This window comes from Stenotrophomonas sp. STEN087, from assembly GCF_056759115.1.
Map to the genome: position 1 here is coordinate 21,905 of NZ_JBRRCR010000038.1, position 13,404 is coordinate 35,308.

A 13,404-nucleotide genomic window follows, 5' to 3' on the forward strand; every position below is an offset into this window, starting at 1 on the left:
TCAGGAATCCAGCAGGTGGTCGATCCGTTCCAGGTTCACCGCAAGTTGCCGTTGGCGATCTGGATTGGCGTGGCAGAGCAGCACGAACAGGAAGTCGAGCAGGGCATGCATGGCGCTACGGTACAGCAGCTGCGCCACCTGCGGCGTGCGGTCGTAGGCGCACACGCCCAGCGAGGCATCGGCGTGCGCGCGCAGCGGGTTGGCGGTGTGGCGGGTGATCGACACCACCTTGCCGCCCATGTTCTGGAACTGCCGCGACAGCTGCGAAAGCTGCGGCAGGTTGCCGTATTCGGAAAACACCAGCAGCGCATCACGCGGGCGTGCCGCCGACAGGTTGGCCAGCAGCAGCACCGGATCGGTGTGCGGCACCACCAGCAGGCCGAGCAGGGACAGCCGCATGGCGAACTCGCGGGCGAACAGGCCGTCATCGCCCAGCCCGTACACGAACAGCTTGGGCGCGCCGTCCAGCAGCTGGACGATGCGTTCGATCTCCTCGCGCGGGTTGGCCTGGCGGGTTTCTTCCTCGGCCTGGGCCTTGCTGCGGCGCAGGGCATCGCCCAGGCGCAGGTAGTGATCGGCGCTGTCCGGTTCGTCCGGCGCCTGCTGCGGGTCGGCACCGGCGCGGGCCACGTCCTGGCCGATGGAGTACTTCAGGTCCGGGTAGCCCTTGAAGCCCAGTTTCTGGCTGAACTTGACCACGCTGGACTGGCTGATGCCCAGCGCGCTGGCCAGCTGCTGCGAGGAGTAATCGCGCAGCAGGTGGGCGTTGTCGAGGATGAAATCGGCGATGCGGCGTTCGATGGCCGACATCTGCCCGCGCTCGGTTCGGATTTTCAGCAGGGGCGGCATGCGGGGTGTCCGGGGGGCGGGAGGCGTTCTGTGGCGTGGGCAACAGCATCCACGCATGGCGTGGATCTACTGGTGTGCGGCCCTTGTAGAGTCGAGCCATGCTCGACTGCGCAAATCAACCCAGCATCTCCAGGCCGCGTACTTCGGTGATGCCCAGCCCCGGTACGTCGCTGATGCTGATCTCCGATTCGTTGAAATGCACGCCGCCGCTGACCGGGTCGAACTGGCCCAGCGAGGGGCCGTCCAGGTCGACCTTGGTGATCACATCGCTCTTGGCCACGGCCAGGTGCACCGCGGCGGCCACGCTGATGCTCGATTCGATCATGCAGCCAATCATGCATGGCACGCCGTAGATGCCGGCGATGTCGGCAATGCGGATCGCGTTGGACAGGCCGCCGGTCTTCATCAGCTTGATGTTGATGATGTCGGCCGCGCGCTGTTGGATCAGGTCCATCACCTGGCTCGGGCTGAACACGCTTTCGTCGGCCATCACCGGTGTGTTGACCCGGTCGGTGACGTACTTCAGGCCGGTGATGTCGGCGGCTTTCACCGGCTGTTCGAGCAGCTCCAGCACCACGCCGGCGTCTTCCAGCGTGCGCATGGCATGCACGGCCTGCTTGGCGGTCCAGCCCTGGTTGGCATCCAGGCGCAGCAGGGCGCGGCCCTGCACGGCGGCATGGATCGCCTTGACCCGCTCGATGTCCAGGCCGATGTCCTTGCCCACCTTGATCTTCAGCGACTCGAAACCGCGCTCGATGGCAGACAGCGAATCGGCCACCATCTTGTCGATGTAGTCCACGCTGATGGTGATGTCGGTGGTGATGACCGGATCGCCGCCGCCCAGCATCTGGTACAGCGGCGCGCCGTGCAGCTGCGCCCACAGGTCGTACAGGGCGATTTCCACCGCCGCCTTGGCGCTGGTGTTGCGCTCCATGGCGGTCTGCACCAGCGTGCACAGGTGGTTGAGGTTGACCACGTCCTGGCCGATCAGGCGCGGGGCGATGAAGTGGCGGATCGCTTCGATGATCGAGCCGTGGGTATCGCCGGTGATGACCGCGGTGGCCGGCGCTTCGCCGTAGCCGGTGTTGCCAGTGTCGGTGCGGATCAGCACCACCACGTCTTCCACGGTTTCCACCGTGCGCAGGGCGGTCTTGAAGGGGGTCTTCAGCGGCACGCGCAGCATGCCCAGTTCGATGGCGGTGATCTTCATTCGGCAGTCTTGGCCCGCAGGCGCTGGATGTTGGTGATGCGGTCGATGTAGCGGACGGTATCGCTGGCCATCATCGGCTCCAGCGGGGTGACCGAGACACCATTGAGGTGGGCCTGCACGCGCTTTCCGTCGGCACCAAACCAGCTGCCGCCCGCCGTATCGTGGATGACCCAGGTGCGGCCGTCGACGTGGCCGATGGCCATCATCACGTGGCCGGGGATGTAGACCAGATCGCCCACCTGCAGGTCGGTCACGGCGCGGTCGCGCGCGGCCTTGCCGGTCTTTTCGGTGAACGGCAGGCGGTCCAGCGCCGGGCTGACCGCCTGCGCGCTGGTATTGCGCGGCAGCAGCACGCCGAAGCTGCGGTAGATCTCGGAAACGAAACCGCTGCAGTCGCGGGTGTCGTAGTCGTGGCCCCAGCCGTAGCGCTCGCCGAGGAACTTGAAGGCCTGCTGCAGCAGCAGGCGCGGGGTCAGCGCCAGGTATTCGCCGGCGGTGTCCTGCGAGCGCGGCAGCAGCGCCGGCACCAGCTTCAACTGGCCATCGGCTTCGCGCACCGGCAGCTGCACCACCCACGCGGCATGCGCCTGCTGGCCGTTGACCGGCGTGGCCGCGGGCCAGTCGGCCAGCACCGGCAGGCGCACGCCCATGTCCAGCTGCAGGCGCGAGACCCGCGGCTCTTCCGGGGTGAACGCGGTGTGCGCCACCGCGCCGGTGACGATGCGGTACGGACCCTGCGCGCCGTAACCGAGCACGCTGGCCTTGTCACCCGTGGCCACCGACTCGGCTTCGATCCACGCGCTGTAGCGTTCGCTGTGCACGAACAACCAGCGGCCATCGGCGCTGCGATGGACCACGGCGACCTTGTCACCGGGGAACAGCGCCGATTCCTGGAAGCGGTCGATATCGGTATCGGCGGTGCTACTGAAGACGCGCTGGCGGGTCGGGAAGGTGCGCAGTGCCGCGCGCTTCACCACCAGGCCGTACTGCGGCGCCGCCTGTGCGGCGATTGCCTGCAGGCCGAGGTTGGCCTCGATCGACGCGCGCATGGCGGCGGCGATCGGCTGGCCCTGGTCGTCGTACAAGGCACGTGTCGGCCAGCTAGACAGCGCAGTGATGCTGCTGCGTACCTGCGCGGCGGTCAGCTGCGCGGGCAGGGTGGCGATGTCCTGGATGTGCGCATCCTGGCTGCCCATGCGCGCGTTCTGCGCGTCGATCTGCGCGCGGTCGAGGATCGGCGCATCGGCGTTGTCCAGCCGCGCGGCCCAGTACTGCGGGGTCAGGTAGGCCTCGTGCAGGCCAATGACATAGGGCAGCGGCGCGCCGGGATCGGGCGGCGGTGCGGTCCGTGCGAAGGCCGGTGCCGCCAGCAGGCACAGGGCCAGGGTCAACCGGCGCGGCCAGTGCCGGCGCGGTTCGCGGGAAGCCAGGATCATGCGCTGCACACCCTCCTCAATGCCTCTGGGAATACTTATTCCTTTCGGCCGCGAAAGCAAGAATAAATTATTGACCCGCTACCCGGCCCGTGTTACACAGCCGTTACCACCCGCGCTGGGGAAGTGTCGCCGTGGATCCCGTCGTTCGCAAACTGCGTCTGCCTGCCGCTGCCGGCCTGTGTGCCGTGCTGCTGCTGTGGGCGTCGACGGCGGCGGCGCAGGATGTGCGGGGGCAAGGTGCAGGCGAGACGCGATTGATCGATCTGGTCGACAGTGGCCGCTTCGCGCAAGCCGAAGACCTGCTGGCGCGCGGCGATCTACCCGCCACGGCGGCCCACCAGCGCGAACGCATGCGCCGCATCCGCCTGGATTTCAGCCTGGACGAGGCGGCAGCGAAAACCGCCGTGCGCCGCTGGATTCCCGACCTGACCGATGCCGAATTCGCGCGCTGGGATCAGCTGGGCCTGATCGAACATCTCGATATCGACGGCACGCGCTGGTACTTCAAGCGCGCACCGTCCAACCTGTTCCGGCTCAGCGATGAGGCACGCGCGCGCCGCCGTGCCGACGCACCGCTGCCGGCGCCGGGCCCGAACGAAGTGCTCAATGCGCATCACGCACGCGTGCTCGCTGCCGCTGGCCAGAGCGGCGAGGCGTCGGTGCTGCCGCAGCGCATTGCGTTCACCCAGTCGCTGACGGTGAAGGCGGACGCCGTGCCGGCCGGGGAAACCATCCGCGTGTGGATTCCGTACCCGCGCGAGATTCCCGGGCAGCAGGAGCAGGTGCAGTGGCTGGGCAGCACGCCGGGCAAGGCGCGCGTCGCCCCGGCCAGCACCCTGCAGCGCACCGCCTATCTGGAGGCGAAGGCAGTGGCCGGGCAGCCGACCCGGTTCGAGATCCGCTACGCGGCCACGATCTTCGCGCGGCATACGGCGGTAGACCCGGCACGCGTGCAAGCCACCCCGGCCGATCCGGCGCTGCAGCCGTTCCTCGCCGAGCAGCTGCCGCACGTGCGTTTCACTCCGGCACTGAAGCTGTTTTCCGACCAGGTGCTGCAGGGGGAAACGCGCCCGTATGACGTGGTGCGCCGGCTGTACGCCGCAGTCGATCGCATTCCGTGGGCCGGCGCCCGCGAGTATTCCACGCTCAGCAACATCAGCGATTACGCCCTGCATGCCGGGCATGCCGACTGCGGGCAGCAGACCCTGCTGCTGATCGCCCTGCTGCGCATGAACGGCATTCCCGCGCGCTGGCAGTCGGGCCGGGTGTTCTCCGATGACGGCAGCGGCTACGCCAACCTGCACGACTGGGGTGCGGTCTATCTGGCGCCGTATGGCTGGCTGCCAATGGACGTGACCACCGGTGCGCTGGCCAGCGACACGCCCGCACTGCGCGACTTCTATCTCGGTGGCCTCGATGGCTACCGCATCGCCTTCAACGATGATTTCGGCCAGCCGTTCGTGCCCGCCAAACAGCATTACCGCTCGGAAACGGTCGACTCGCAGCGCGGCGAGGCCGAGTGGGCGGGCGGCAACCTGTACTTCGACCAATGGGACGACGACTTCCAGTGGCAGGTACTGCCGGCCGGGCAACGCTAGCGCACTACCTCCACCACCACACCATTCAATTCTTGCAGGAGAGAGCAGGGGATGAAGGCTTACAGCATCAAGCGGGCGGCGTTGTGCGTCGCCCTTGGGGCGTGTCTGGGCATCATGCTGCCCGGCACCGTGATGGCCCAGACCGTGAGCGGCGCCGTCGCCGGCCGCGCAACCGCCGGTGACCAGGTCACCGTGGTGAGCAGCAGCACCGGCCTGACCCGCACCGTCACCGTCGGCGCCGATGGCAGCTACCGCCTCGGCCAGCTGCCGGTAGGCGACTACCAGCTGCAGCTCAGCCGCGAGGGGCAAAAACTGGGCGACCAGGTGGCTGTCAGCGTGGCAGTGGGTGGCACCACCACGGTGAACCTGGCCAGCGCCGGCGGCGTCACCAACCTGGATGCCCTGCAGGTGACCGGCACGCGGGTGATCAACCGCGTGGACGTCTACTCCACCGAGACCTCGTTCAACATCAACCGCCAGGAAATCTCGCGGTTGCCGGTGGCGCAGGATCTGTCCGCCGTCGCGCTGATGGCGCCGGGCGTGGTCGGTGGCAACTCCTCGTTCGGTGGCCTGTCCTTTGCCGGTTCGTCGGTGGCCGAGAACGCGGTGTTCATCAACGGCCTCAACGTCACCGACATGTACACCCGGCGTGGCTTCAGCACCGCACCGTTCGCCTTCTTCAACGAATTCCAGGTCAAGACCGGGGGCTACTCGGTCGAGTTCGGCCGCTCCACCGGCGGTGTCATCAACGCGGTGACACGCTCGGGCAGCAACGAGTTCGAGGGCGGCGTGGAAGTGACCGCCGAGCCCAGCGCGTGGCGTGCCAGCGGGCGCGACCACTTCCACCGTGACGGCACCGCGCACTCCTACGGCAGCCGTGACAACAACTCGTTCTTCAAGACCAACGTCTGGGGTTCGGGCCCGATCATCAAGGACAAGCTGTTCCTGTTCGCCATGTACGAGGACCGCGACGACCGCGGCCACAACACCTCGTCCGATGGCAGCACCTGGTTCAAGAACAACTCCGGCAACGGTTTCTGGGGCACCAAGCTGGACTGGAACATCAACGACAACCACAGCCTGGCGCTGCTGGCGTTCTCCGACGAGGGCGATGTCACCAATGCGTCGTATGGCTACGACTGGGATGACGACCGCATCGGCGACTGGGGCGGCGACTCCATCACCGAGACCGGCGGCCGCAACTGGTCGGCCACCTACACCGGCCACTTCGGGCAGAACTTCACCGCCCGCGCCATGGTCGGCCAGAACAACCAGCGCGCCTTCACCAATTCCTCGCTGGACCAGGCCTGCAGTCCGGTGTTCACCGACAGCACCTATGGCCCGCGCCTGGGCAAGCTGCAGGGCCTGCGTGCCGGCTGCCATCCCACCGGCACCGCCGTGGCCGAGCGCGATGACACCCGCGATGTCGCCCGCCTGGATTTCGAATGGCAGCTGGGCGACCACCTGCTGCGCTTCGGCCTGGACCGCGAGCTGATGACCACCGACCAGTCGACCCGTTACCCGGGGCCAACGGCGCTGAGCTACACCGCCTATCTGGCGCGGCCCGGCGATGAAGTGTGGGACGGCGCCAACGCCTACGTGCCGGCCGGCGTCACCGAGATGCTGCGCGCCCGCAACCGCCAGTCCGGCGGCAAGTTCGAGACCGAAGCCAATGCCTTCTACCTGGAAGACATCTGGAACATCACCCCGAACCTGATGCTCAACCTCGGCATCCGCTGGGACCGCTTCGAAAACCGCACGGCCGAGGGCAAGGCGTTCATCAAGATGGACGACCTGTTCGCCCCGCGCGTCGGTTTCTCGTGGGACATGCGCGGCGATGGCAGCACCAAGCTGTTCGGCAATGCCGGCCGCTACTACCTGCCGGTCACCAACAACATCAACGTCAACTTTGCCGGTGGCCTCACCGACGAATACAGCTACTACGTGCTGGAAGGCTGGGAGCAGAAGACCTCGCCGACCGGCTCGGCGTACATGGCGCCGATCATCGGCGCGCAGATCGGGCCAACCGACACGCGCATGAACACTGGCGGCGCCGACCTGCGGCAGAGCGTGGACCGCGACCTGAAGGCGGTCTACCAGGACGAGTACATCCTCGGCTTCCAGAACATGATCAACGCCGCCTGGTCGTGGGGCGTCAACGCAACGTACCGGCGCATGACCCGCGCGCTGGATGACATCCGCATCAACTACACCCCGTGCGGCCCGACGCCGAGCACGCTGTGGCCGATCGGCAACCCCGGCGAGAGCCTGACCCTGTGGGGCGACCAGAGCATCGGCTGCGCCACCGAAGGCTGGATCACCATCGACACCGCCAACAGCGGCTACCGCAAGGGCGGCAGCGGCGAGGTCATCGGCTATTCCAAGCCCAAGCGCACCTACAAGGGCCTGGAATTCCAGATCGACCGCGCCTGGGACGAGAAGTGGCTGTTCAACGCGTCCTACCTGTGGTCGCGCAGCGATGGCAACTTCGAAGGCCCGGTGAACTCCGATACCAACTACGGCGACACCGGCATGGTGCAGTACTGGGATCATCCGGCCACCAACGAACGCTATGGCGTGCTGTTCAACGACTTCCGCCACCAGATCAAGCTGCGCGCGGCCTATGCGCTGAACCAGCAGTGGTCGTTCGGCACCACCCTGCAGGTGCAGTCCGGCGGCCCGATCACCGCCTATGGCGTGATGTGGCCGAACGACACCATCGCCGGTGGCAGCACCTCCAGCGAAGGCAGTGGTGGCGGCACCGGCTGGCTGTGCGTGGCCAACTGTTCCGGGCCGTATGACCAGCGCCAGTTCGAGTACAGCCCGCGCGGTGCGTTCGGTCGCCTGCCGTGGACCTGGACGATGGGCGCCAACGTGACCTGGCGCCTGCCGGTGGAGGGCATCGACCTGAGCGCCCGGCTGTCGGTGTACAACCTGACCAACAACCAGAAGACCATCAACGTGCACCAGCGCTACGAAGCACAGCCGGGCCAGTACCGCGAAGCGACCTTCGCCACCGGCACGCGCTGGCAGGCACCGCGCTACACGCAGCTGGTGGTGACGTGGAACTTCTGAAGCATGCCGCGCGGGTGGCGTCGGGTTTGCTGGCGCTGGCCGCCTTGCCTGCGGTGGCGGCGGAATCGATGGACACCGCCGCCATCGATGCCGATGTCGCCGCCGTGGTCGAGCACGCGCATCTGCCCGGGCTGGCCATGGCCGTGGTCGAGCAGGGAAGGGTGGTCTACCAGCACGCCGAAGGCGCGCGTGGGGATGGCGGCCGCATCGACGAGGACACGCTGTTCAAGATCGCCTCCAACAGCAAGGCGATGACCGCCGCGCTGCTGGCGCGCCTGGTGGAGCAGGGCAGGCTGCGCTGGGATGACCCGGTGCGGAAGCACCTGCCCGGCTTCACCATGCATGACCCGTGGGTGGGCGAGCACATGCAGGTGCGCGACCTGCTCATCCACAACAGCGGCCTCGGCCTGGGCGCCGGCGACCTGATGCTGTGGCCGGAGCCCAACGCCTATACGCGCGCCGACATCATCGCAGGACTGGCCCACCTCAAGCCGGTCACCAGCTTCCGCAGTGGTTACGCCTACGACAACCTGATGTACGTGGTGGCCGGTGAAGTGGCCGCCGCTGCCGGTGGCAAGCCTTACGACCAGCTGATGCGCGAGCAGGTGTTCGCACCGCTGGGAATGGACCGCTGCCAGGTGGGCGCGTGGTCGGTGAAGCGCGTGGGCAACGTCGCCCAGCCACACGCCTGGCGCGAGGGCCGCAACGTGGTGGTCAACGCCGATGGCGCGACCAGCCCCGACCTGACCTCGATGGCCGCGGGTGGCATCCGCTGTTCGCTGCGCGACATGACGCGCTGGATGCAGGTGCTGCTGGACCCGGCGCTGGTACCCGGCTGGCTGGGCAGCGAGCAGCGGCGCACGCTGTGGACCCTGCACATGCCGATGCCGCTGGGCGAACGCCAGCGCCGCTGGGACAACGCGCATTTCATGGGCTACGGCTACGGCTGGCGCGTTTCGGACATGGACGGGCAGTGGAAGGTGGCGCATACCGGCACCTTGTCCGGCATGTATTCCTCGCTGGCCCTGCTGCCGGACCGCAAGGTGGGTGTGGTGATGCTGATGAACGGCGAGGGCGAGGACGCGCGCACGGTGCTGATGCAGTCGGCGCTGAAGCGCTTCACCGCCGTGGGCGCAGCGCCGCCGGCGATGGAGTATCTGGCAGAGCTCCGTGCCGACCAGGCCGAGCGTGCCGCCAGCGGAGGCGGGCGTCCGTCCACCGCCGGCGCGCGGCCGGTGGCTCGCGATGCGCTGCCGCAGTGGCAGGGCCGTTACCGCGATCCGTGGCTGGGCCCGGCCTCGCTGTGCCCGGGCAAGGACGGCCTGCGATTCAGCGTGGACAAATCGCCCAAGCTGCAGGCGCAGGTGATGCAGCTGCAGGGTCGCTGGCTGCTGCACTGGGATACGCTGGAGGCATCCGCGCAGGCATGGCTGCAGGCCGACGACGGTGCACCACCCACGCTGCAGCTGCGCGCCCTCGATCCGGACATCGACTTCAGTTATGACTTCCAGGACCTGCATTTCACGCGTACTGGCGATTGCCCTGGCGGGCAGCACGCACGCCGCTGAGCCACCGCTCATCTCACCGGCCACCGATGCGGCCAGCGCCGGTCTGCTGGAGATCCGCACGCTGGCCCCGCGCATCGAGCTGGACATCCGCTACGCTGGCGCCAACAACTTCACCGGTGCCCGCGTGCCGGGCTACGCGTCTTCGTCGTGCTATCTGCTGGCCCCGGTGGCGAAGGCCTTGGCTGCGGTGGAAGGCGACCTGCGTGCCGAGGGTTATGCGCTGCGAATCTACGACTGCTACCGCCCAGTGCGTTCGGTGCAGGCGTTCATGGCCTGGGTGCAGGATCCGCACGAGCAGTCGCGCAAGGCCCTGCAGTACCCGGACCTGGACAAGCCGCGGCTGCTGGCCGATGGCTACATCGCCGAGCGCTCGGGCCACAGCCGGGGTGCGACGGTGGACCTGGGGCTGCTGGATTGCCGGACGGGGACGTGCGTGGTGATGGACATGGGCACGGATTTCGATTTCTTCGGCGTGCGTGCGCATACCGATGCGGCGGGGCTGACGGCGGCGCAGCGTGGGAACCGGCAGCGGTTGCTGCAGGCGATGGCACGGCGCGGGTTTGCCAACTACCCGCAGGAGTGGTGGCACTACACACTGCAGCCGGAGCCGGATGCCGGCACGGCCTACGATTTTCCAGTGCGGTGATGGTTTTTCTTTTGCAGGGCTTGCAGCCCTGCACCTGCTTCAAGCCAGGGCAACGTCAACGTCAAAAGCTGGCTATCCGTGGGATGGCGGGGTGGGTCCGGTTGCTGCGCAACGGGCTCTGACCCCAGATTTGTTTCGATATCTGACAGATGTGTCGACCAACAGCCGCGCATGCGCAGTAGATCCACGCCATGCGTGGATGATTAATTCGATATCTGACAGATGTGCCGACCAACGGTCGGCACCCACCACCAGCAGTTCCCAACAGCCGCGTGAACCTGTCGAAGGCGGGGCACTGTGGGTTTGCGAGGTGTGAGCCGCATGGATGCGGCGACCAAGCCCCATGGACGTATCTACGGCGTCCCCGCAAACCCACAGTGCCCCGCCATCCCGCGGATAGCCCGCCGTTGATCTTGGGGTTGCCGGCCAGCGGCCGGCACTACCGGCAGGTGCAGGGCTGCAAGCCCTGCCGATACCCTTACACTCACTACCGCCTCCCAACTACCCACCTGCATGAACCTTCCGCTGCACTTCGGCCTGCTCGGCTCCCTCGAAGCCGGTGCCATCGCCCTGCTGGTCGGGCTGCTGGTGTACTTCCTCTGGCACCACCTGTGCCGGGTGTTTCGCTGGTCCATGGGCCATGCCATCGGCTGGGCCTGCGTGTTCTCCGTCGCCATCTCCGCCGGCATCGACATGTGGAAGCTGTTCTACATGGGCATCGTCCGCCTGGAATCGCCGCTGTATGCGCGCATCTTCCTCTCCACCATCCACGACCCCAACGAACTGGGCAGCCGCGTGGTGCTGGAAATCGCCGGCGCGCTCTCCGGTGTTGCGCTCGGATGGGTCTTGTTCAGTTCGCGGTCATCCGCGCAGAACGTCGATTGACGCAGGTTTTTCGTTGCGTGCCGGTTAAATCCGGCCGCGCTGAATGTGCACCTTATGGACCGCTCACTTTGCCCTAACCACCGCGCTAAACCATGCGCCGGGGCGAGTGGTTAATGGGGTGTATGCACGCCGGTCGCGGCCCAAAATCGATTCAGAAACGCGGTGGCAGGGTAGGTGCCGTGCGGAGACAACACCCCGCGCTCCACCACCCAAAGGAGATCCACCTGATGACTATTCGCAACCGCAAGCCCCTGCTCGCCCTGATCGTTGCCGCCGGTAGTGTGCTGGCCGTCCCGGCCATGGCGCAGAGCGCCCAGCAGCAGGCAGCCCAGGCACAGAATCAGGCGGCGCAGGCCCAGCAGTCGGCAGCCCAGGCGGGTCAGGCGGCTGACCAGGCCTCCAGTGCGGCTGCATCGGCGCAGGCACAGGCCAATGGCGGCGGCCAGACGTGGGCCAGCATCGATACCGATGGCAACGGCACCATCAGCAAGTCCGAGGCACAGGTGAACGCGGGCCTGGCCCAGGTGTTCGACCAGGCCGACACCAACAAGGACGGCGAGCTCAGCGCCGATGAGTACAAGGCCTTCGTGGCCGCCCAGCAGGCCGGGGCGGGTGCAGGTGCCGGCGGCGGCAACTGATCGTCGCTCGCTTTGAATGAAACCGGTTGAATGAATCCGGTTGTGTTCGGGGCAACCGGTGCATGGGGCCCGGGCGGTGAAGGCCGCCCGGGTTTTTGTTGCCCTCGCCACCCCTGTATCCTTGTCGCATGAACGCCTCCACGCCCGCGCGCTCGCGCGCCATCGGCCTGGTCGGTTTTGACGGTGACGACACGCTGTGGAAGAGCGAGGACTATTACCGCAAGGCCGAGCAGGAATACCTGGACCTGCTGTCGCGCTACGTCGACGTGCACGACACCCAGACCGCCCGCCACCTGCTGGAAGTGCAGCAGCGCAACCTGGCCGTGTTCGGCTACGGGGTGAAGGGCATGGTCCTGTCGATGATCGAAGCGGCCATCGACATCACCGGCCAGCGCATCGACGCCAAGGACATCCAGCGCATGCTGGATATCGGCCATGAAACCCTGCGCCACCCGGTCGACCTGATCGACGGCGTGCGCGAATCGGTCGCAGCCATCGCCGAGCAGTACCCGGTGGTGCTGATCACCAAGGGCGATCTGTTCCACCAGGAAGCCAAGATCAAGGTGGCCAAGCTGCACGAGCTGTTCCCGCGCATCGAGATCGTCTCGGAGAAGGACCCGGAAACCTACGCGCGCGTGCTGTCCGAATTCGATCTGCCGATGCAGCAGTTCGTGATGGTCGGCAACTCGCTGCGCTCGGATATCGAGCCGGTGGTCACCCTGGGCGGCTGGGGCATCCACACCCCGTACGCGGTTACTTGGGCGCACGAAACCCAGCATGGCGTGGCCGACGACGAGCCGCGCATGGTCACCGCCGATACCGCCTGGGATTGGCCGGCCGCGCTGGCCGCGATCGAGGCCAAGGCCGCTGCAGCGGCCTGACAGGACCCGGCGGCTGCGGCAGAATCGGGGCATGAACCGTTTCTCGATCCTGCTGCTGTCGCTCCTGCTGCTGGCGCCGGCCACCGTGCTGGCCCAGCAGACCGCCGAACGTTCGGCGGCCTACACGGTGGAAACCGGTGACCGCTGGCTAGATGCCCAGCTGCAGGACATCAACCACTACGCCGAGCGCTACCCCGATGCCTTCCTCGACGAGGTATCGCGCTACGCCAACGTGCCGCGCGGCTATGTCAGCGCACTGTTCACCAATCACGGCTGGCAGGCCGGCGATATCTACTTCGCCTGCTTCTGGGCCAAGGCCAGCGGCCAGACCTGCCGCGACAGCGTGCGCGCCTTCAGCCAGAACCCGGAAGGGGGCTGGGAGGCCGTGGTCACGCGCATGCCGGTGAAGCCGGACAACCTGCATGTCCGCGCCGTGCGCCACGCCATCGTGGCCAGCTACGAGCACTGGGACCGGCCGATCACCCTCGACGCCACCCTGAAGCGCCAGCTCAAGCGGTAGTGGCCCGGGCGGGGGGGGGCCGGGGAGGGGGCGGGGCCGCCCGCCGCGGGCGCGGCGCCGCCGAGGGTGGGGGGGGTGTTTTTACGGCCGCCCGCCGC

The 13,404-nt window shown here is 67.3% G+C and carries 11 protein-coding genes; 8 read left to right on the forward strand and 3 right to left on the reverse strand.

The genetic code is table 11. The features are described 5' to 3' along the window. The 3 genes from ACVOK1_RS11845 to ACVOK1_RS11855 form a co-directional block, all read right to left on the reverse strand. The gene (locus ACVOK1_RS11845) at positions 1–849 is read right to left on the reverse strand and encodes a MurR/RpiR family transcriptional regulator (RefSeq protein ID WP_108767518.1); all 849 of its coding nucleotides are present in this window, start codon (positions 847–849) and stop codon (positions 1–3) included. A 115-nt stretch (positions 850–964) separates the two neighbouring features. Continuing rightward, a complete protein-coding gene (locus ACVOK1_RS11850; RefSeq protein WP_108767519.1) occupies positions 965–2,059 on the reverse strand; it encodes a dipeptide epimerase in 1,095 nt (364 codons plus the stop codon). Next, positions 2,056–3,495, reverse strand: a complete 1,440-nt coding sequence (locus ACVOK1_RS11855) for a C40 family peptidase (RefSeq protein ID WP_481562174.1) — start codon at positions 3,493–3,495, stop codon at positions 2,056–2,058. The genes ACVOK1_RS11850 and ACVOK1_RS11855 overlap by 4 nt, the downstream gene beginning before the upstream one ends. Before the next feature lie 131 nt (positions 3,496–3,626). Between ACVOK1_RS11855 and ACVOK1_RS11860 the strand changes: the two genes are divergently transcribed. The 8 genes from ACVOK1_RS11860 to ACVOK1_RS11895 all read left to right on the forward strand — a co-directional run bounded on the left by ACVOK1_RS11860 (position 3,627) and on the right by ACVOK1_RS11895 (position 13,306). Then, positions 3,627–5,093, forward strand: coding sequence for a transglutaminase-like domain-containing protein (locus ACVOK1_RS11860; protein ID WP_481562175.1), 1,467 nt, complete (start codon positions 3,627–3,629; stop codon positions 5,091–5,093). Positions 5,094–5,144: 51 nt separating this feature from the next. Continuing rightward, entirely contained in the window at positions 5,145–8,168 is a 3,024-nt protein-coding gene (locus tag ACVOK1_RS11865) for a TonB-dependent receptor (RefSeq protein ID WP_313205146.1), read from the forward strand. 68 nt (positions 8,169–8,236) lie between these two features. Next, positions 8,237–9,736: a serine hydrolase domain-containing protein gene (locus ACVOK1_RS11870; RefSeq protein ID WP_481562179.1), complete on the forward strand. Its 1,500-nt coding sequence runs from the start codon at positions 8,237–8,239 to the stop codon at positions 9,734–9,736. Continuing rightward, a complete protein-coding gene (locus ACVOK1_RS11875) occupies positions 9,669–10,382 on the forward strand; it encodes a M15 family metallopeptidase (RefSeq protein WP_481562176.1) in 714 nt (237 codons plus the stop codon). Before ACVOK1_RS11870 ends, ACVOK1_RS11875 begins: the two co-directional genes overlap by 68 nt. Before the next feature lie 513 nt (positions 10,383–10,895). After that, positions 10,896–11,267, forward strand: a complete 372-nt coding sequence (locus ACVOK1_RS11880) for a hypothetical protein (RefSeq protein ID WP_481562177.1) — start codon at positions 10,896–10,898, stop codon at positions 11,265–11,267. A gap of 227 nt (positions 11,268–11,494) precedes the next feature. Further along, positions 11,495–11,905 carry an EF-hand domain-containing protein gene (locus tag ACVOK1_RS11885; RefSeq protein ID WP_481562178.1) on the forward strand — a complete coding sequence of 137 codons (411 nt, stop codon included), beginning with the start codon at positions 11,495–11,497 and terminating at the stop codon, positions 11,903–11,905. A 128-nt stretch (positions 11,906–12,033) separates the two neighbouring features. After that, entirely contained in the window at positions 12,034–12,786 is a 753-nt protein-coding gene (locus tag ACVOK1_RS11890; protein ID WP_200753821.1) for an HAD family hydrolase, read from the forward strand. A gap of 31 nt (positions 12,787–12,817) precedes the next feature. Further along, positions 12,818–13,306: a hypothetical protein gene (locus ACVOK1_RS11895; RefSeq protein ID WP_200753820.1), complete on the forward strand. Its 489-nt coding sequence runs from the start codon at positions 12,818–12,820 to the stop codon at positions 13,304–13,306. Positions 13,307–13,404 lie beyond the last annotated feature (98 nt).